An 18,879-nucleotide genomic window follows, 5' to 3' on the forward strand; every position below is an offset into this window, starting at 1 on the left:
CCCTACGCCTTGACTGCTCCGGCCATGCTAAAGCCGCCGCCGAGCCACCGGGACACCACCAGATACAGCGCCAGCACCGGCGTGGTGTAGAGGATCGAGTAGGCGGCCAGCTGCCCGTAGGCGACCAGGCCGTTCTGGCCGAAGAACGAGTAGATGTTCACCGAGGCCGGCGTCTTGTCCGGATCCAGCAGCACGAACGGCACGAAGAAGTTGCCCCACGCCTGGATGAAGGTGAAGATCCCGACCACGGCCACGCCCGGCGCCATCAGCGGCAGCACGATGGACCGCAGCGCCTGCATCGACGAGGCCCCGTCCACCCAGGCCGCCTCCTCCAGGCTGACCGGGATGCCGTCCATGAAGTTCTTGCACATCCAGATGGCCATCGGAAGCGCCGTGGCGGCAAGGAAAACCGTGGTCCCCCACAGCGAGTCCACCAGTTCCAGCCGCACGAACAGGCCGTACACCGGCACCATGATCGCGGTCACCGGCAGCCCGGTGGCGAAAAGGATCGTGTACAGGAACGGCCGCCGGAACCGGAGCTGGTAGCGGGACAGCGGATACGCCGCCAGCACGGCCACGATGATCACGATGATCGCCGCGCCACCGCTGATGAACAGGCCGTTCATCAGCGGCCGGCCACCGACGTCCCAGTTCAGGATGTGGCCGAAGTTGTCCAGGGTGAACTGGCCGGGCAGCTTCGCGGCGACCCCGCCGCGGGCGTCGAACGACGCCGTCAGCAGCCACAGCAGCGGCGCCACGAACAGCACGGCGACGACCAGCAGCACCAGGTTGACCACCAGGCGGGGCCCACGCATTCAGACCTCCGCCTTCAGGCTGCGGATGTAGACCAGGGAGAACACCGCGCCGAGGACCAGCAGCACCAGCGCGATCGCCGTGCCGTAGCCGATCTGGCCGAACTTGAACGCCTGCTCGTACATCAGCAGCGGCAGCGTCTGGGTCTTGTTGTCGGGCCCGCCCGCGGTCAGCACGTAGATCAGGCCGAACACGCCGAGGGTCTGCAGGGTGATCAGCATCAGGTTGGTGACCACGGTCCGGCGGATCACCGGTAGGACCACGTGCCAGAACCGGCGCACCGGCCCGGCCCCGTCCACCTCGGCCGCCTCGACCAGATCACTGGGCACCTCGGACAGCGCCGCCTGGTAGACGAGCATGGAGAACGCCGTGCCGCGCCAGATGTTGGCCAGCACCACGGCCAGCATCGGCGCGGTGTAGAGCCAGTTCTGGCTCATGCCGAACCAGCCGAGCACCTCGTTGAGCGTGCCCTGCGCGTTGAGGAAGGCGTAGATGGCAAACGCGGCAACGACTTCCGGCAGCACCCAGGCCGCGACCACCACCGTGCCGACGATGCCCCGCAGCAGCTTTCCCTTGTGCTGCATGAAAACCGCCAGCAGGATGCCCAGGCCGTTCTGCCCGACCACCGCCGAGAGCAGCACAAAAACCACCGTCAGCCACAGCGAGGCGGCCACGTCCGGGCTGGTGAACGCCGTGGTGAAGTTGTCGAGGCCGACGAACCGGGGCCGCCGGGCCGCGATCCCGCTCAGCGCGGAGTTGGTGAACGCCGCGTAGAAACACCACAGGATCGGGCCGGCGACGAACAGTCCGAGCAGGACGATCGACGGGGCGAGCGGCGGCAGCCACACCCCGACTCGGGGGGAGCGCCTCAACCGGTCTTCACCTTGTCCGAGCCGACCGCCTTGGCCACGTCCTTGGCCCACTGCTGGGCCGCCTGCGCCGGATCGCCGCCGTTGACCACGGAGTCACCGGCCACGTCCATCGCGTTGGACACCTGCGGGTACTCGGCCAGCGTCGGCCGGTACCGGGTGAACGAGACCAGGCTGCTCCAGAACGGCTCGGTCGGGTCCGACTTGGCCAGCCGCGGATCGGACTTCACGTCCTCCCGCACCGGCAGCCACGAGCAGGCCACGTCGATCGACGCCGAGTTCTCCTTGTTCAGCGCGGTCTGGATGAACTTCATGGACGCGTCGGCGTTGCCGGTGGAGGCCCCGACCGCCAGCGTCCAGCCGCCGGACAGCGTCACCTTGCCGGGCGCCTGGCCGTTCTGGGTGGGGAACGTGGTGGTGCCCAGGGTCTTGGACCAGTCCGGCCACGGCGCGACGCCGCCGTCCTGCCAGTACCGGGCGTACCAGCCGCCGTCCATCATGAAGCCGATCTTGCCCTGGGACATCAGCAGCGGCATCTGGGTCTGCGCCCACTGCGTGTCCTCGGCCTGGGCCGGGGTCTGGGCCAGGCCCTCCTTCATCACCGTCTGCACGTAGCCGAGCGCGTCCTGGAACCCCTTGCTGGGCGCGACCCACTTGCCGGCCTGCTCGTCGTAGAGGTTCTTGGTGTCGGTGCCGTAGACCAGCATCTCCAGCGTCTGCATGGACATCGCCTCGGCCGCCGGCTTGCCCAGCGGCAGGTACATCGGCTCCACGCCCGGCTGGGTCTGCTTGATCTTGCGGGCCGCGTCCAGCACGTCGTTCCAGGTCTTGGGCTGCCAGTCGGTGGGCAGCCCGGCCTTGGCGAAGATGTCCTTGTTGAACCACAGGCCACGCGAGTCGGTGCCCATCGGCACCGCGTAGGTCTTGCCGTCCACCGCCTTGCCGGCCTGCTTGGTGGTCGGGATGAACTGGCTGTTCCAGTCCGACCACTTGGCCAGGTAGTCGTCGATGGGCAGCAGGTAGCCGGCGGCGGCGTCCGCGTTGACGTTGAAGCTGTCCTCGAACAGCACGTCCGGCGCGGTCGACGGGGACCGCTGCATCAGCTGCACCTTGGCCAGGTAGTCGCTGTCCAGGCTGGACACCGGGGTGAGCTGGGCGGTGATGCCCGGATTGGCCGCCTCGAACTGCTTCTTCACCTCCTTCATGAAGGTGTCCATCTGCGGGAAGTCGCTGTAGTTGCGGTAGATGACCTTGATCGTCTTGGCGTCCCCGCTGGCCGAGGCCCCGCCACCGCCGCAGGCGGCCAGTGGCAGGGTCAGCGCGGCGACGGCCAGACCTGCGGCGACGGTACGTGCCCGCATGGGCGCCTCCCCTTGGTCGACTGCGACGTGGACCACAGGGGGCGACCGTAAATCTGGTGATCGAACAAAGTCAACGCACCGTCGTGACTTGGCCGCAGTTCGTGACAGGAATGGACATTGTCACGCGTTGTCGCCGGTCGGGTTGAGCACGCGGGCCAGGAACGTCCTGGTCCGCTCCTGGGTCGGCGCGCCGATGACCTGCTCCGGCGGGCCCTGCTCGACCACCACGCCGCCGTCCATGAACAGCACCGTGTCGGCGACCTCGCGGGCGAACTGCATCTCGTGCGTCACCACGAGCATCGTCATGCCCTCGCCGGCCAGCGTCCGCATCACGCCCAGCACGTCGCCGACCAGCTCCGGGTCCAGCGCCGAGGTCGGCTCGTCGAACAGCATCACCTGCGGGTCCATGGACAGCGCGCGGGCGATCGCCGCCCGCTGCTGCTGGCCGCCGGACAGCTGCGCGGGCATCGACTGCTCGCGACCGGCCAGGCCGACCTTGTCCAGGTTCTGCCGGGCGATGCGCTCGGCCTCCTCCCGGCCGCGGCGCAACACCTTGCGCTGCGCGATGGTCAGGTTGTCCAACACGGTGAGGTGGTTGAACAGGTTGAAACCCTGGAACACCATGCCCAGGCTGCGCCGGGCCTTGTCGATGTCCACGTCCGGATCGGTCAGCTCGGTGCCGTCGACCACGACCTTGCCGGAATCGGGCTGCTCCAACAGGTTCACGCAGCGCAGCAGCGTCGACTTGCCCGAGCCGGACGGCCCGATGATGCACACGACATCGCCGCGGGCCACCGTCAGGTCGATGCCGCGCAGCACCTCCAGCGAGCCGAAAGCCTTGCGCAGCCCGGAAATCTCGACGACGGTCTCGCTCACGTCAGCACCTCCAGGCCGCGCTTGGACTTGCCGCCGGTGCGCCGCTCCAGATAGCGGGACAGGTAGGACAGCGGGATCGTCAGAATCAGGTAGCACAGGCCGGCGACGATCAGCGGCGTCATCGACTGCACCGTGTTCATCGCGTCCCGGCCGTACTTGGTCAGCTCGTACTCGGTGCCGGTCAGACCGAGCAGGTAGACCAGCGAGGAATCCTTGGCCAGCAGGATCAACTCGTTGGTCAGCGGCGGCAGCACGATCCGGAAGGCCTGCGGGATGATGATCGACACCATCGCCCGGGCCTGCGACATGCCCAGCGAGCGGGCCGCCTCCAGCTGCCCCTTCGGCACGGCCTGGATGCCGGCGCGGATCGTCTCGGCCATGTAGGCGGCCCCGACCAGACCCAACGCCACCACCACCGTGCTCAGCGTGGTGAACCGGATGTGGAAGGCGATCGGCACGCCGAAGCCGAAGGCCAGGAACACCAGAAGCGCCGGCACACCACGGAAGAACTCGATGTAGACGGTGGCGATCCAGCGGTAGGGCGGCACCGAGGACAGGCGCATCAGGGCCAGCGCCAGACCGAGGACCAGACCGAACGCGAAGCCCAGCACCGTGTACTTGATGGTGTTGACCAGCGCCACCGACAACACGTCCGGGAACAGCTGGCGGGCCGCGTCCAGGTCGAAGAAGCCGCGCTGGATGTCGCCCCAGTTGGCGGCGAACGCCACCACCAGGACGACAACCACGAGCACGCCGTACTGCACGCCGCGGATCGCCGTCCGCCGCTGCCGACGGGTCAGCGCCACCGCCTCAGCCCTTGCTGGTCGTGGTCGGAGCCGCCGAGGTGGAGTCGCCCGGCTGCCAGGCCGGCTTCTTGCCGAACCACTTCTCGTACGCCGCCGCGTACGTGCCGTCGCCGGCCGAGGCCTTGATCGCGTCGTTGAGCACCTTGAGCAGCGCGGAGTTGCCCTTCTTCACGCCGAAGCCGTACTGCTCGTTGGTGTTGAACTCGGCGCTGACCTGGGTGTCCGGGTTCTTCTTGGCGTAGTCGTAGAGGATGCCGTTGTCGTTGACGGACGCGTCCACCTGGCCGGTCTTGACCGCCGCCTCCAGCAGCGCCGAGTCCTCGAACGCCACCGCGGTGATGGAGCCGCCGTTCTTGGCGTTCCAGCCCTTGATGTAGGACTCGCCGGTGGTGCCGGACTGCACGCCCACCTTCTTGCCGGCCAGCGACTCCAGCGTCTTGTAGTCGTTGCCGGTCTTGGTCAGCAACGCCTGCGTGGCCGCGAAGTACGGGACGGTGAAGTCGAAGTTCTTGGCCCGGGTGTCGTTGATGGTGATCGCGCCGGCCACCACGTCGCACTGGTTGGAGTCCAGGTCGGTGCCGGACTGGATGCCGTCGAACGGCGTGTCCACGATCTGCTGCGGCACGTTCAGCTTCTTGGCCGCGAAGTCGACCACGTCCACGTCGAAACCGACCACCTTGTCGCCGTCCTTGTACTGGAACGGCACATACGGCAGGTGCGCGCAGGTGAGCAGCTTGCCCGACTGCACCAGCTGCACCCCGTCGGCGCCCGGTCCGGAGGCGGTCGTCGACTCGACGCACCCGCCGGCGACCAGCGCGACGGCGACCGCCGGGATCACGGTCCACACTTTCAGGCGGGTCACAACGTTCTCCCTCGTCCGGGTACTGGTTGATCGGCAATCCTGCCACCGGACGGGCCCGCTGCCCACTTGACCGGACGCGCGACCACCATTCGGAACACCCGTCGACCAGCAGCCGATGAACGACCTGGCCTGCTGGCCGTCAGAGCACCTTCGCCAGAAATGACCTGGTCCGCTCGTGCTGCGGATCGGTGATCACGTCGCGGGGCGAGCCCTGCTCCACCACGACACCGCCGTCCATGAACACGAGCGAGTCGCCGACCTCGCGCGCGAAGCCCATCTCGTGCGTGACCACCACCATGGTCATGCCGTCGGCGGCGAGCTGGCGCATCACCGCCAGCACGTCGCCGACCAGCTCCGGGTCCAGCGCCGAGGTCGGCTCGTCGAACAGCATCAGCTTGGGCCGCATGGCCAGCGCCCGGGCGATCGCCACCCGCTGCTGCTGGCCACCGGACAGCTGGCCCGGGTAGGCCCCGGCCTTCTCGGCCAACCCCACCTGGGCCAGCAGCTCCAGCGCCCGCTCCCGGGCCTGCGCCCGCGGCTCCCGCTTGACCTGCACCGGCGCCTCCATCACGTTCTCGGTCGCGGTCATGTGCGGGAACAGGTTGAAGCGCTGGAACACCATGCCGATCTCGCGCCGCTTGCGGGCCACCTCCTTGTCCGGCAGCTCGTAGAGCTTGTCGCCCTTCTGCCGGTAGCCGACCAGCTCGCCGTCCACCCACAGCCGGCCGGCGTTGATCTTCTCCAGGTGGTTGACGCAGCGCAGCAGCGTGGACTTGCCCGAGCCGGACGGGCCGATCACGCACATCACCTCGCCCGGCCGGACCTGCAGGTCGATGCCCTTGAGCACCTCGACCCGGCCGAAGCTCTTGTGCACGCCCTCGGCCCTGACCATCAGCTCACCACTCACCGCCCACCCCCTGTGCCCTCGCGAGTCCCGCTCTCGGGCAAGCGAAAAACCGGTTCATGACGTCCCGAGAGCGGGACTCGCGGGTCGTCGGCGGCCTCATCGGGGCACCGTCCCCCGCGCGAAGCGCTTCTCGATCCGGCCCTGGACCAGCGTCAGCACCGAGGTCAGCAGCAGGTACCAGATCGCCGCCACGATCAGCAGCGGAATGGTCTGGAAGTTGCGGGAGTAGATCTGCTGCACGGCCGTCATCAGCTCGAAGTAGGCGATCACCACCACCAGCGAGGTCGTCTTCAGCATGGAGATCGTCTCGTTGCCGGTGGGCGGGATGATCACCCGCATCGCCTGCGGCAGCACGATTCGCCGCAGGATCCTGGCCCTGGTCATGCCCAGCGCCTCGGCCGCCTCGGTCTGCCCGTGGTCCACCGACAGAATGCCGCCGCGCACGATCTCGGCCATGTACGCCGCCTCGTTCAGGCCCAGTCCCAGCAGGGCCGCGGTGAACGGGGCGATCAGCGAGTTCGTGTCCACGCTGACGAACGTCGGCCCGAACGGGATTCCCAAGCCCAGCCGGGGAAACAGCGCGCCCAGGTAGAACCAGAACAGCAGTTGCGTGATCACCGGCGTGCCGCGGAACAGCCAGATGTAGCCGGCGGCCGTCCACGACAGCAGCGGATTCGCCGACAGCCGCATCACCGCCAGCCCGATCCCGCCCGCGATGCCGATGGCCATCGACAGCGCGGTCAGGATCAGCGTGTTCTTCAAGCCGTTGAGGATGCTGTCGGTGGTCAGGTACTTGCCGACCACGTCCCAGTGGAAGTTCTCGTTGGTGACCAGGGTGTGCGCCAGCATCGCGGCCAGGACCAGGATGACCGCGGCCGCGAGCCAGCGGCCGGGATGGCGGACCGGCACCGCCTGAATCGGGTTCGACACGGCTGTCCTCAGCTGGACGTCGCCGGGTTCAGCTCGGACTTGGCCACCGCGCCCGCCCCGACGCCCCACTTGTCCAGGATCTTCTTGTACGTGCCGTCGTCGATCAGGGCCTGCACCGCGCCCTGCACCGCCTTGGCGAAGTCGCCCTTGTTCTTGGCCACGCCGATGCCGTAGGGGGCGTTCGCGTAGGACGCGCCGACCTTCGCCAGCTGGCCGTTGGTCTGCTTGACGGCGTAGTCCACCACCGGCGAGTCGGCCAGCATCGCGTCCGCGCGCTTGGAGGTCAGCGCCAGCGCCACGTCGGTCTGGGCCTGGAACTCGGAGATGGTGATCGCGCCCTTGCCGCCCTGGGTGCAGGTGGCCGAGCGGGTCGCCAGGTCGTCGGACTGGGTGGTGCCCTTCTGCACCGCCACCGTGTGGCCGCACAGGGTGTCCAGGGTCAGGCCGGCCGGATTGCCCTTGAGCACGGCCATCGAGGTGCCGGCGGTGAAGTAGCTGACCATGTCCACGGTCTGCAGCCGGTCGGCGTTCACGCTGAACGAGGACATCGCCAGCTCGAACTTGCCGGCCGACAGACCGGCCAGGATGCCGTCGAAGCTGGCCGCCTGGAAGTCCGCGGTCAGGCCCAGCTCCTGGGCGATCGCGTCGCCCAGGTCGATGTCCATGCCGACGGTCTTGTTGTTGTCGTCCACGAACTCGTTCGGCGCGTACGTGGTGTCGGTGCCGATGGTCAGCTTGCCGTCCTTGGCCACGTCGGCCGGCACCATCGCCGCCAGCGCCGCGTTCTTGCCCGGACCGCTCACCGCCGTCGACGACGTGCCGCCGGCGCTGCCCGTGTCGCCGCTGCCGTTGCCGGTCGCGCCGCAGCCGGCGGCGAGCAGCAGGACGATGGGCAGAGCCAGCGTGGCTCTCACTCCAGATCTGGACACGGCGTGCCTCCGCTCACTGTCGGTTTTGCCGCATCCTGTCACCCGATCGTGTGAGTTCCTAGAGCTTTCTGATCACGTTTTGTCACGGATCACTAAGAAATGTGGCGGAAATCTTACCTAGCGTGATGGTTCGGCGCTGCCCGTAGATACTGCGCGGCGTAGGCCCGCCACGGCCGCCAAGCCGCCGCGTGGCAGGTCAGCGCCGCGGACGTCGTCGGCAGGCCCGCCGCACCGGCGCCGCGCCGGACCGTCGGGTCGTCGGGCGTGAAGGCATCGGGATCACCGAGCGCTCGCATCGCGATCGTCTCGACGGCCATCGGTCCGATGCCGGGTAGCTGGGCCAGTTGGCCGCGGGCAGGCCCCCAGTCGCTGCCGAGGCCGACGTCGATCTCGTTGCGGGCCAGGGCATCGACCAGCGCCACGACTGTGTCGCGGCGGGCCTTGGGGATGGCCGGCGTGGCCGGATAGAGCGCGGTCACATCGGGGAAGACGTGGGTCAGCCCGCCGGCCGGATCGGCGATCGGCTCGCCGTGGGCGGTCACCAGGTCAACCGCCGCGGCGGTGGCCCGGCGGCCCAGCACCGCCCGCACCGCGAGCTCGTCGCCGCACACCGTGCGTGGCACCCGGCGACCAGGCTCCTTGTCCACCAACGGCTCGAGTGCGGGATCGGCGCGCAGCACGTCGTCCACCGCGACCGGATCGGCGTCCAGGTCGAGCAGCCAGCGGCAGCGGGTGATCGCGGTCGACAGGTCCCGCAGATCGGTCAGCGTCAGCCGGCAGTCGATGTGGTCGGGCAGCGGCCGCAGCGCGACTACGCCGTAGCCGTGCGGCAGGCGCAGCGTCCGGCGGTAGGCGCCGTCGCGCCATTCCTCGACGCCGGGGATCGCGTCGGCCACCAGCTGACCGAACAGATCGTCGACGCACAACGGCTTGCGGAACGGCAGCCGCACGGCCAGCGCGCCGGCGGCGACCGACGTCGCTCGCTTGGCGGCCCGCGTGCGGAGCTCGCTCGGGGTGCGGCCGAAGACCTCGCGCACGGTGTCGTTGAAGGTCCGCACGCTGGAAAACCCCGCCGCGAAAGCGACATCGGCCATCGGCACCGTGCTGGTCTCGATCAACAGCCGCGCGGTCTGGGCGCGCTGTGCCCGCGCGACGGCCAGCGGCCCGGCCCCCAACTCGGCCTGGACCTGGCGCTGAACCTGGCGAACGCTGTAGCCCAGCCTGGTGGCGAGGCCGGGCACGCCCTCCCGGTCGACCACGCCGTCGGCGATCAACCGCATCGCCCGCGCCACCAGGTCGGCCCGCTCGTTCCACTCCGGCGAGCCGGGGCTGGCGTCCGGGCGACACCGCTTGCACGCCCGGAAACCGGCGCGCTGCGCCGCGGCCGCGGTCGGGTAGAAGCGCATGTTCTCCGGCTTCGGCGGCACCACCGGGCAACTCGGCCGGCAGTAGATGCCGGTCGTGATCACCGCGGTGAAGAACCAGCCGTCGAACCGCGCGTCCTTGGACCGCACCGCCCGCAGGCAGCGCTCCACGTCCTCGTGCACCCGTCCAGCATCACCACCGGACCGCCGTCCCGGCTAGCGAGAAAACGACATCACCCGGTGGTGTCGCGAATCCGCCAGCTCGCCCGGCACCCCGGCCACGACCGCCACGTGCCCGACTGACCTTCGTCGAGGTGCCCGGCGGCACGCACTGGATCACCGACGAACACCCGGACCTGGTCAACGCGACCATCCGTGACTAGCGGCTCCGCTGGTCGGGCGCGGCCAGCAGCCGGGCGACCAGGGCGGTCCAACCGGTCTGGTGGGTAGCGCCCAGGCCCTCCCCGGTGTCGCCGTCGAAGTACTCGCTGAAGGCGATGTGCGGCCGCCACAGCGGTGAGTCGGTGGCCTCGACCCGCTTGCCGTCGCAGGGCCGGCTGCCGTCGGCGGAAGGCAGGAAGATGCTCACCAGCCGGCGGGCCAACTCGTCGGCGGCCTGGCCCGCGGTCACGGCGTTGCCCGAGCCGGTGGGCAGGTCCACGTGGAACTGTCCGTCGTGGAAGTCGTCGACCTGGCGTAGCGCCTCCACCAGCATCGCGTTGGTGGGGAACCAGATCGGTCCCCGCCAGTTGGAGTTGCCGCCGAACATCGGGGTCCGCGACTCGCCCGGCTCGTAGCCGATGAGGTGGGCCTGGCCGGCGAACTGCACGTCCAGGCCGTCCCGGTGGGCCGCCGACAGCGAGCGGATGCCGTGCGGGGACAGGAACTCCGCCTCGTCGAACATGCGGCCCAGGACCCGGCGCAGCTTGCCGGCGTCCAGCAGGGCCAGGCTGGCCCGGCGCTCGTCGCCGATCTCCTCCCAGGTGATGAACTGGGCGAACTCGGGCTGCTTGCGCAGCAGATAGTCCAGCCGGCTGGTGAAGCCGGGCAGCTCGGCGAAGACCCACGGCTCCAACACCGCCTGGGCCAGCACCGGCATCAGACCCACCATGGAGCGCACGCGAACGTGCTCGGACTCGACGCTGCCGTCGGGGTGCTGCCGCGACACCAGGTCGTAGCAGAAGCCGTCCTCCTCGTGCCACAGGCCGCGGGTGCCGGAGCCGAAGTTGTTGAAGGCCCTGGCGATGTAGAGGAAGTGCTCCACGAACTTGGTGGCCACGTCCTCATAGGACTCGTCCTCGCGGGCCAGCTCCAGCGCCATCTGCAACAGGTGCAGGCTGAACGCGGCCATCCACGAGGTGGCGTCGGACTGCTCCAGCCGCCAGTCGCCCAGCATCGGCGTGGACCGGTTGACCGGGCCGATGTTGTCCATGCCGAGGAAGCCGCCCTCGAACAGGTCGCTGCCGTCGGCGTCCTTGCGGTTGACCCACCACGAGAAGTTCAGCAGCAGCTTGTGGAAGATCCGCGACAGGAACTTGCGGTCCGGTTTCGCCTCCGCCCGGTAGACCTGCAATGCCGCCCACGCGTGCACCGGCGGGTTGGCGTCGCCGAAATCCCATTCGTAGGCCGGCAGCTGGCCGTTGGGGTGCATCATCCACTCGCGACACAGCAGGAGCAGCTGCTCCTTGGCGAAGGCCGGATCCACCAGCGCGAACGGCACCGCCTGGAAGGCCAGGTCCCAGGCCGCGAACCAGGGGTACTCCCACTCGTCCGGCATCGAGATCACGTCGGCCACGTCGAAGTGCCGCCAGTGCACGTTGCGGCCGCCGATGCCGCGGCGCAGGTCCGGGGCCGGCGGCTGGGCCGGGTCGCCCTCCAGCCAGTCCCGCACCTTGAACCGATAGTGCTGCTTCGTCCACATCAGGCCGGCCAGCGACTTGCGCAGCACCTGCCGGCGCTCGTCGTCCAGCTGCGGCGCGAGGCTCTCGTGGAACTCGTCCGCCTCCTTGCGGCGATCGCCCATCGCCGCGTCGAAGGTCGGGCCGAACGGGTCGTCGTGGCCGTTGCCGGCGACCAGCCGCAACCGGACCTTCACCGTCTCGCCCGGGGCCACCGAGTCGAACCGGTGCCAGGCCGCGGCCTTCGTTCCCGGCCGGGACGCCGCGCCCTCGCCGACCACCTGGCACGTGCCGGTCGCCCCGCGCACCACGTGCTCGTCGATGCCGCACTTGGTGTAGCGGGTTTCGTTGCTGTCACTGCCGAACAGCGCCACTTCGTTGGTCTCGTTGTCCGTGACCAGCAGTGTCGGCGCGCCGTCGAAGTGCAGCGTGTACCGGCCCAGCGACGAGTGCTCCGCCACCACCGCGCACCGGCCGCGCACCCTGGTCGCCTCCAACGCCGGCCGGCGGGCGTCCCGGCCCCAGGCCCACGTGTTGCGGAACCACAACTGCGGCAACAGATGCAGCGGCGCCGCCGCCGGGCCGCGATTGGTCGCCGCGATCTCCACACAGATGTCGTACGGCCCCGCCTTCGCGTACGACGTCACCACGTCGAAGAACCGGTTGTCCGCCAACACCCCCGTGTCCGCCAGCTCTGGCTCCCGCCCCTCCCGCCCCGCGGCCGCCGCCATCTCACGCAGCCGCTGGTAGGGGTACTCCTCCTGCGGGTACCGGTAGAGCACGCTCATCCAGGAGTGCGTCGGCGTGCCGTCGAGGATCCACCAGTGCTCCTTGACGTCCTCGCCGTGGTTGCCCTCCTCGTTGGCCAGGCCGAACCACCGCTCCTTGAGGATCGGGTCCTTGCCGTTCCACAGCGCCAGCGCCAGGTTGAGAAAGCCGTTGCGGTCGCAGATGCCGGCGATGCCGTCCTCGCCCCACCGATAGGCCCGTGACCGCGCGTGATCGAACGGAAAGAACGACCAGGCGTCCCCACTGGCCGAGTAGTCCTCGCGAACCGTCCCCCACTGCCGACCCGACAGATACGGACCCCAGTGCCGCCACGCGGCGTCCGCCCCGTCCGATTCGGCCAGTCGCGCCCACTCGATCTGCTCGCTCACCCCACCAGTCTGCGGCACCCGGGCCTGGCACCTGCCCGCACCTCCTCGGCCGTCCGGCCGAGGAGCTCGCGGAGCTGGCCGAGCACTACGGCGACAACGACACGTCCGGCGAGATGGAGGCGGGCGAGTGGGTCGATCCACGGCCGATGGTGACCACGTCGCTGCGACTGCCGGCCACGGTGGTCACGGCGCTGAAGGCGGAGGCCCGGCGCAAGGGCGTCCGCTATACGGCCCTGGTCCGGCAGGTGTTGGAGGACCACTTGGCTCACCCGATCGACGTGGTCGACATCCAGGCCCGGCTGGAGCACCTGACGGTCCTGGTGGAAGGGCTGGCCGAGCGGGGTGGACTCCAGCCCGGGGCCGAGGCCCGCGAGCCGGAGCACACCACCTGCTGACGGCTCAGCGTCGGGCGTGGGCGTCGAGCACCTTGGCGATGGCCACGGTGATCTTCTTGGCGTAGTCGATGTGCAGGGACTCGTCGGGCACGTGGGCGTTGCTGCCCGGGCCGAGGGCGCCGGTGGCGACGAACTGGGCCTGGGGGTAGATGCCGTTGAGCAGGCCCATGAACGGGATGGAGCCGCCGACGCCGAGGGTCCGCCACGGCCCGCCGAAGACCTCCTGGCTGGCGCCGTCCAGGGCGTCGCGCAGCCACGGCGCGAGCTCGGGGGCGTTCCAGCCGTCGGCGTTCTCCAGCCGGGCCAGCTCGACGTGGGCCCCGTAGGGCACGTCGGTGGTCAGGGTCTTGACGACGGCCTCCAGCGCGGCGGCGGAGTCGGCGGTGGGCGGCAGCCGGAAGCTGAGCACGAGGGTGGTGGCGGGCCGCAGCACGTTGCCGGCGTCGGCCGGCTTGGGCAGCCCGTCGGCGCCGATGACCGACAGCGTGGGGGCCCAGGTGCTGTTCAACACCTGCTCGACCTCGTCGGCACTGACCGGGGCGACGCCGTCGGCGAAGGGGATGCCGGCGCCGGCGAAACCGGGCACGGTGTCGACGCTCTCCCTGATCTCGGCCTGCCGGCCGGCGGGCACGTCCACGTTCATCTCGGCGATGGCGATCCGGCCGGTGGCCGAGTCCTCGATCCGGTCCAGCAGCTGCCGGAAGATCCGGAACGAGCTGGGCACGATGCCGCTGACCATGCCGGAGTGCTGGCCGGAGTCCAGCACCCGCACGGTGGCGGTCACCTGGACCATGCCCCGCAGCGACGTGGTCAGCCACATCCGCTCGTAGTCGGCGGCGCCGGAGTCGAGGCACACCACGAGGGTCACCTGGCCGAGCCGGTCGGTCAGGTGCCGGACGTACGCCTCCAGGTCGGGGCTGCCGGACTCCTCGCAGGCCTCCAGCATGATCACGCACCGGCCGTGCGCGCCGCCGTTGGCCCGCAGCGCCTCGACCGCGGCGACGGCGGCGTAGCCGGCGTAGCCGTCGTCGGCGGCGCCGCGGCCGAACAGCCGACCGTCCCGGACCACGGGCGTCCACGCGTCGAGGCCATCGGCCCAGCCGCCGACCGGCGGCTGCTTGTCCAGGTGGCCATAGAGCAGGGCGGTGCCGGCGTCCTCGTGGCCGGGCGTGGCGGGGATGTCGACCAGCAGCAGCGGGGTGCGCTCGGGCAGCTGGACGACGTCGAGTTCGACGCCCGGGAGATCGCGGTCGGCGATCCAGGACTTCACGTGCGCGACAGCCGCGGCTAGGTGCCCGTTGGCGGCCCAGTCCGGGTCGAAAGCGGGCGACACGGCCGGGATCGCGATGAACTCGGACAGGCTGGGCAGGACGGCGTCGTCCCACAGCCCGGTGACGGTGTTGAACAGTGCTGTTGACTCCACCAGGCCGATACTAGGAGGCGGAGCGGCCGATCGGCTCGGAGTGGCGGCGGCCGGTGCTGGGCGCGTGCGGCATGACCCGCACCTCGTAGGTCTCGCACTCGTGGCAGCCGGTGCACACGCACTTGCGACGCTCCAGCGTCGCGGAGTCCGTCTGTGTCACGGCGATCGTGGTGTAGCTGTGCTCTCCCTGCTTGCATCCGCACTCGCTGACCGCGGAGATCAGCTGGGTCGGGAAGTCACGCTTGGAGAACGGGTACTCACTGCCGTCAATCTGGCGGGTGAGCTTGGTGATGATCGGCATTAGCGGCCCTTCGGCAGGTATGGCTGCGCGGGTTGACACCCCTCGCACTCGCCGGCTGCCTTCCCCAGGGCCCGACGAATCCCCCATGATCACTATAGCGAGCCGGGCTGACACGGTGGGCGACGAGTACTGCGGCGGTGTCGCGGGGTACTGCGCCGCTGCCGGCGGTTAGCCTGGTCTGGTCAGGTGTTTCCCCAGTTCACGGTGGTGTAGGTGGTCACGCTTGGTTGACAGTGGTGTGGTGACGCTCACCAGTTCGAGTGAGCGCGTGTCAGGATGGAAGAGAGTTCCGTCAGTGTCGACGGACCACCGTTTCACCCCACCGGGTCAGCGGTGGCCGGCGACGAAGTCGAGTCCGGTCCGCCACAAGCGGCCGGCCGGCGTCGTAGACGAGGAGAAGGCGCAATGTCGTCCCCAGAACGATGGACGCAACCGCAGCCGTCGGGAGCCCCAGCCGCCACCGCGGCCCGGCCAACGGCGGAGCAGGTGATCGCGGGTCTGCGGGCCACCAGCGAGGGTGGCCCGGAGCTGGTCCAGCTGCTGACCCCCGAGGGTGAGCGCGTCGACCACCCGGACTTCCACATCGACATCACCCCTGAGGAGCTGCGCGGCCTGTACCGGGACATGGTCCTGGTCCGCCGGGCCGACCGGGAGGCGAACGCGCTGCAGCGGCAGGGGCAGCTGGGCCTGTGGGTGCCGCTGCTGGGCCAGGAGGCCGCGCAGATCGGCGCCGGCCGGGCGCTGCGGCCCACCGACATGGCCTTCCCCAGCTACCGCGAGCACGGCGTGGCCTGGTGCCGGGGCATTCACCCGAACGACATCGTGGGCATGTTCCGCGGCGTCGACCACGGCGCGTGGGACCCGGTGGCCAGCAAGTTCCACCTGTACACGATCGTGATCGGCAACCAGTGCCTCAACGCCGCCGGCTACGCCATGGGCCAGCGCTTCGACAGCAAGGTCGGCGACGACAACGGGGAGGCCACCATGGTCTTCTTCGGTGACGGCGCGACCAGCCAGGGCGACGTGCACGAGGCCTTCGTGTGGGCCTCGGTCTACGACGCGCCGCTGGTGTTCTTCTGCCAGAACAACCAGTGGGCCATCTCCGAGCCGACCGAGCGGCAGAGCCGGCTCCCGCTGTACCAGCGGGCCCGCGGCTACGGCTTCCCCGGCATCCGGGTGGACGGCAACGACGTGCTGGCCACGCTGGCGGTCGCCCGCTGGGCGCTGGACGAGTGCCGGCACGGCAACGGCCCGGTGCTGATCGAGGCGTTCACCTACCGGATGGACTCGCACACCACCTCCGACGATGCCACCCGCTACCGGCTGTCCACCGAGGTGGAGGAGTGGAAGCTGAAGGACCCGATCGAGCGGGTCAAGGCCCACCTCAGCCGCAACGGCTTCGCCGACCACGACTTCTTCGACGCCGTCGAGGCCGAGGCCGACGAGCTGGCCGCGGTGCTGCGTGAGCACTGCGTCAACCTGCCGGAACCGCCGCCCGGCCGGATGTTCGACAACGTCTACGCCGAGCCCAGCCCCGTGCTGGAAGCCCAGCGCGACGAGTACGAGAACTACCTCGCCGGGTTCGCCGGAGGTGAGCACTGATGGCCGCGCCGACCATGGACCGCTCGACCGACGTCACGTCGGCCGCGCCCCAGACCATCACCATGATCAAGGGCCTGAACCAGGCCCTGCGCGTCTGCATGGAGCGCGACCCCAAGGTCATCGTCATGGGCGAGGACGTGGGCAAGCTCGGCGGCGTCTTCCGGGTCACCGACGGCCTGCAGAAGGACTTCGGCGAGCAGCGCGTGCTGGACACGCCGCTGTCCGAGTCGGGCATCATCGGCACCGCGATCGGCCTGGCCATCCGCGGCTACCGGCCGGTGTGCGAGATCCAGTTCGACGGCTTCATCTTCCCCGGCTTCGACCAGATCGTCAGCCAGCTGGCCAAGCTGCACTACCGGACCCAGGGCAAGATCAAGCTGCCGATCGTGGTCCGGGTGCCCTTCGGCGGCGGCATCGGCGCGGTCGAGCACCACTCCGAGTCGCCGGAGTCGTACTTCGCGCACACCGCCGGCCTCAAGGTGGTCGCCTGCTCCAACCCGGTCGACGCGTACTGGATGCTGCGCCAGGCCATCGAGTGTGACGACCCGGTGCTGTTCTTCGAGCCCAAGCGCCGTTATCACGAGAAGGCCGAGCTGGACACGACCGTGGCCCCGCAGCCGCTGTTCAGCTCACGGGTGCTGCGCCGTGCTGATTCAACTCGGGGCAACACGGCGACCATCGCCACCTACGGCCCGATGGTGCGGACCAGCCTCGACGCGGCCATCGCCGGCGCCGAGGACGGTCTCGACCTGGAGGTCATCGACCTGCGCTCGCTGTCCCCGCTCGACCTGGCCCCGGTCTACGAGTCGGTGCGGCGCACCGGCCGGCTGATCGTGGTCAGCGAGGCGCCCAGCGAGTCGTCGATCGCCGGCGAGATCGCCGCCAGGGTCCAGCAGGAGTGCTTCTACTCGCTGGAGGCGCCCGTGCTGCGGGTGACCGGATTCGACACCCCGTACCCGCCGGCCAAGCTGGAGGAGAACTTCCTGCCTGACCTGGACCGGGTGCTGGCCGCCGTCGACCGTTCACTCGCCTGGTAGGGGGATCTCGCAGCCATGCCGCAGTTCAAGCACTTCCCCCTGCCCGACGTCGGCGAGGGGCTGGTTGAGGCGGAGATCCTCACCTGGCACGTCAAGCCGGGCGACACGGTCACCGTCAACCAGATCATCGTGGAGATCGAGACCGCCAAGGCCGCGGTCGAGCTGCCCTGCCCGTTCGCCGGCGTGGTCACCGAGTTGCTGGTCGAGACCGGCAAGACGGTCGACGTCGGCACCCCGATCATCGTGATCGACACCGACCCGAACGGCGAGGCCGCGCCCATCAACGGCTCGGCCGAGCCGGAGCGGGTGCCCAACCTGGTCGGCTACGGCGTCAAGGCGGTCACCGCCAAGCGCCGCGCCCGGGTCGGGGCCCCGGCCGCTGTGCCGGCGTCGGCCGCCGTCTCCGCGGCGGTCGCTCCGGCGCCGGCGCCGGTGATCGCGCCCGAGCCGGAGCCGGTCGCCGGCGGCTACGTGCCGCTGGCCAAGCCGCCGGTCCGCAAGCTGGCCAAGGACCTGGGCATCGACCTGGCCGCGCTGGCCGGCAGCGGCCCGGGCGGCGTGATCACCCGTGAGGACGTGGCGCAGGCGGCCACGCCGGTCGCGGCCGCTCCGGTGGTCGCCTCGCGGGGCGAGCGCCGGGTGCCGATCAAGGGCGTGCGCAAGGCGACCGCCCAGGCCATGGTCGACAGCGCCTTCACTGCCCCGCACGTCACCGAGTTCCTGACCATCGACGTGACGCCGATGATGGAGCTGCGGGCCAAGCTCAAGGACAGCCCGGAGTTCCGGGGCGTCAAGCTCACCCCGCTGGTGTTCGCGGCCAAGGCGGTCTGCCTCGCGGTGCGCCGCACCCCGGACGTGAACGCGACCTGGGACGCCGCCGCCAACGAGATCGTCTACAAGGACTACGTGCACCTCGGCATCGCGGCCGCCACGCCGCGCGGCCTGGTGGTGCCCAAGGTCCGTGACGCCGATCAGCTGTCGTTGCGCGGCCTGGCCGAGGCGCTGCAACAGCTCACCGACACCGCTCGGGAGGGCAGGACCACGCCGGCCGACATGTTGGGCGGCACCATCACCATCACCAACGTCGGCGTGTTCGGCGTCGACACCGGCACCCCGATCATCAACCCCGGTGAGTCCGCGATCCTCGCCTTCGGCGCGATCCGGGACATGCCGTGGGTGGTGGACGGCCAGGTGGTGCCGCGCAAGGTCTGCCAGCTGGCGCTGAGCTTCGACCACCGGGTGGTCGACGGCCAGCAGGGCTCGCAGTTCCTGGCCGACGTCGGCGCGCTGCTGGCCGACCCGGCGGTGGCGATCACCTACTGATCCGAGGCCGGCTCCCGTTCATAGGT

General features: G+C 69.9%; 17 protein-coding genes. 4 read left to right on the forward strand and 13 right to left on the reverse strand.

Translation table 11 applies throughout. The features are described 5' to 3' along the window. Positions 1–2: 2 nt before the first annotated feature. The 11 genes from JJ691_RS39420 to JJ691_RS39470 form a co-directional block, all read right to left on the reverse strand. Complete coding sequence (locus tag JJ691_RS39420; RefSeq protein WP_211764582.1) at positions 3–815, reverse strand: carbohydrate ABC transporter permease; 813 nt, start codon at positions 813–815, stop codon at positions 3–5. Beyond that, entirely contained in the window at positions 816–1,685 is an 870-nt protein-coding gene (locus JJ691_RS39425) for a carbohydrate ABC transporter permease (RefSeq protein WP_211764583.1), read from the reverse strand. It abuts the gene before it with no gap. Further along, positions 1,682–3,043 (reverse strand): extracellular solute-binding protein, encoded by a 1,362-nt coding sequence (locus tag JJ691_RS39430; RefSeq protein ID WP_211764584.1) that lies wholly within the window; start codon positions 3,041–3,043, stop codon positions 1,682–1,684. Before JJ691_RS39430 ends, JJ691_RS39425 begins: the two co-directional genes overlap by 4 nt. A 120-nt stretch (positions 3,044–3,163) precedes the next feature. Then, positions 3,164–3,919, reverse strand: a complete 756-nt coding sequence (locus JJ691_RS39435) for an amino acid ABC transporter ATP-binding protein (RefSeq protein ID WP_211764585.1) — start codon at positions 3,917–3,919, stop codon at positions 3,164–3,166. Beyond that, the gene (locus tag JJ691_RS39440; RefSeq protein ID WP_211764586.1) at positions 3,916–4,725 is read right to left on the reverse strand and encodes an amino acid ABC transporter permease; all 810 of its coding nucleotides are present in this window, start codon (positions 4,723–4,725) and stop codon (positions 3,916–3,918) included. The genes JJ691_RS39435 and JJ691_RS39440 overlap by 4 nt, the downstream gene beginning before the upstream one ends. A gap of 4 nt (positions 4,726–4,729) precedes the next feature. Continuing rightward, positions 4,730–5,587 carry a substrate-binding periplasmic protein gene (locus tag JJ691_RS39445; RefSeq protein ID WP_249227300.1) on the reverse strand — a complete coding sequence of 286 codons (858 nt, stop codon included), beginning with the start codon at positions 5,585–5,587 and terminating at the stop codon, positions 4,730–4,732. A 139-nt stretch (positions 5,588–5,726) separates the two neighbouring features. Then, positions 5,727–6,479 carry an amino acid ABC transporter ATP-binding protein gene (locus tag JJ691_RS39450; protein WP_211771999.1) on the reverse strand — a complete coding sequence of 251 codons (753 nt, stop codon included), beginning with the start codon at positions 6,477–6,479 and terminating at the stop codon, positions 5,727–5,729. Positions 6,480–6,590: 111 nt separating this feature from the next. Beyond that, positions 6,591–7,424: an amino acid ABC transporter permease gene (locus JJ691_RS39455; RefSeq protein ID WP_249227301.1), complete on the reverse strand. Its 834-nt coding sequence runs from the start codon at positions 7,422–7,424 to the stop codon at positions 6,591–6,593. A gap of 8 nt (positions 7,425–7,432) precedes the next feature. Continuing rightward, positions 7,433–8,353: an ABC transporter substrate-binding protein gene (locus JJ691_RS39460; protein ID WP_211764587.1), complete on the reverse strand. Its 921-nt coding sequence runs from the start codon at positions 8,351–8,353 to the stop codon at positions 7,433–7,435. Positions 8,354–8,466: 113 nt separating this feature from the next. Further along, positions 8,467–9,900 (reverse strand): DNA-3-methyladenine glycosylase 2 family protein, encoded by a 1,434-nt coding sequence (locus JJ691_RS39465; protein WP_211764588.1) that lies wholly within the window; start codon positions 9,898–9,900, stop codon positions 8,467–8,469. 196 nt (positions 9,901–10,096) lie between these two features. Continuing rightward, entirely contained in the window at positions 10,097–12,772 is a 2,676-nt protein-coding gene (locus JJ691_RS39470) for an MGH1-like glycoside hydrolase domain-containing protein (RefSeq protein WP_249227302.1), read from the reverse strand. A gap of 113 nt (positions 12,773–12,885) precedes the next feature. On the opposite strand from JJ691_RS39470, the gene JJ691_RS39475 reads away from it, so the two are divergent. Then, positions 12,886–13,167 (forward strand): CopG family antitoxin, encoded by a 282-nt coding sequence (locus tag JJ691_RS39475; protein WP_211764590.1) that lies wholly within the window; start codon positions 12,886–12,888, stop codon positions 13,165–13,167. A 4-nt stretch (positions 13,168–13,171) separates the two neighbouring features. Here JJ691_RS39475 and JJ691_RS39480 read toward each other — a convergent pair whose 3' ends face one another. Both JJ691_RS39480 and JJ691_RS39485 read right to left on the reverse strand, forming a co-directional pair. Next, positions 13,172–14,599 carry a M20/M25/M40 family metallo-hydrolase gene (locus tag JJ691_RS39480; RefSeq protein ID WP_211772001.1) on the reverse strand — a complete coding sequence of 476 codons (1,428 nt, stop codon included), beginning with the start codon at positions 14,597–14,599 and terminating at the stop codon, positions 13,172–13,174. 1 nt (position 14,600) lies between these two features. Further along, on the reverse strand, positions 14,601–14,891 hold the full coding sequence (locus JJ691_RS39485) for a hypothetical protein (protein ID WP_211764591.1): 291 nt from the start codon (positions 14,889–14,891) through the stop codon (positions 14,601–14,603). Between the two features lie 405 nt (positions 14,892–15,296). Between JJ691_RS39485 and pdhA the strand changes: the two genes are divergently transcribed. The 3 genes from pdhA to JJ691_RS39500 are packed head-to-tail and all read left to right on the forward strand — an operon-like array spanning position 15,297 to position 18,853. Then, positions 15,297–16,493 (forward strand): pyruvate dehydrogenase (acetyl-transferring) E1 component subunit alpha, encoded by a 1,197-nt coding sequence (pdhA, locus tag JJ691_RS39490; protein WP_211764592.1) that lies wholly within the window; start codon positions 15,297–15,299, stop codon positions 16,491–16,493. Further along, positions 16,493–17,530 carry an alpha-ketoacid dehydrogenase subunit beta gene (locus tag JJ691_RS39495; RefSeq protein ID WP_211764593.1) on the forward strand — a complete coding sequence of 346 codons (1,038 nt, stop codon included), beginning with the start codon at positions 16,493–16,495 and terminating at the stop codon, positions 17,528–17,530. The genes pdhA and JJ691_RS39495 overlap by 1 nt, the downstream gene beginning before the upstream one ends. Positions 17,531–17,545: 15 nt before the next feature. Then, the gene (locus JJ691_RS39500) at positions 17,546–18,853 is read left to right on the forward strand and encodes a dihydrolipoamide acetyltransferase family protein (RefSeq protein WP_211764594.1); all 1,308 of its coding nucleotides are present in this window, start codon (positions 17,546–17,548) and stop codon (positions 18,851–18,853) included. Positions 18,854–18,879 lie beyond the last annotated feature (26 nt).

The organism is Kutzneria sp. CA-103260 (assembly GCF_018263855.1).
Lineage (GTDB): Bacteria > Actinomycetota > Actinomycetes > Mycobacteriales > Pseudonocardiaceae > Kutzneria.

Coding starts and splice junctions, on each gene's coding strand:
- JJ691_RS39500 (WP_211764594.1), top strand. CDS start 17,546: ATGCCGCAGTTCAAGCACTTCCCCCTGCCCGACGTCGGCGAGGGGCTG.
- JJ691_RS39495 (WP_211764593.1), top strand. CDS start 16,493: ATGGCCGCGCCGACCATGGACCGCTCGACCGACGTCACGTCGGCCGCG.
- pdhA (WP_211764592.1), top strand. CDS start 15,297: ATGTCGTCCCCAGAACGATGGACGCAACCGCAGCCGTCGGGAGCCCCA.
- JJ691_RS39450 (WP_211771999.1), bottom strand. CDS start 6,479: ATGGTCAGGGCCGAGGGCGTGCACAAGAGCTTCGGCCGGGTCGAGGTG.
- JJ691_RS39485 (WP_211764591.1), bottom strand. CDS start 14,891: ATGCCGATCATCACCAAGCTCACCCGCCAGATTGACGGCAGTGAGTAC.
- JJ691_RS39475 (WP_211764590.1), top strand. CDS start 12,886: ATGGAGGCGGGCGAGTGGGTCGATCCACGGCCGATGGTGACCACGTCG.
- JJ691_RS39420 (WP_211764582.1), bottom strand. CDS start 815: ATGCGTGGGCCCCGCCTGGTGGTCAACCTGGTGCTGCTGGTCGTCGCC.
- JJ691_RS39430 (WP_211764584.1), bottom strand. CDS start 3,043: ATGCGGGCACGTACCGTCGCCGCAGGTCTGGCCGTCGCCGCGCTGACC.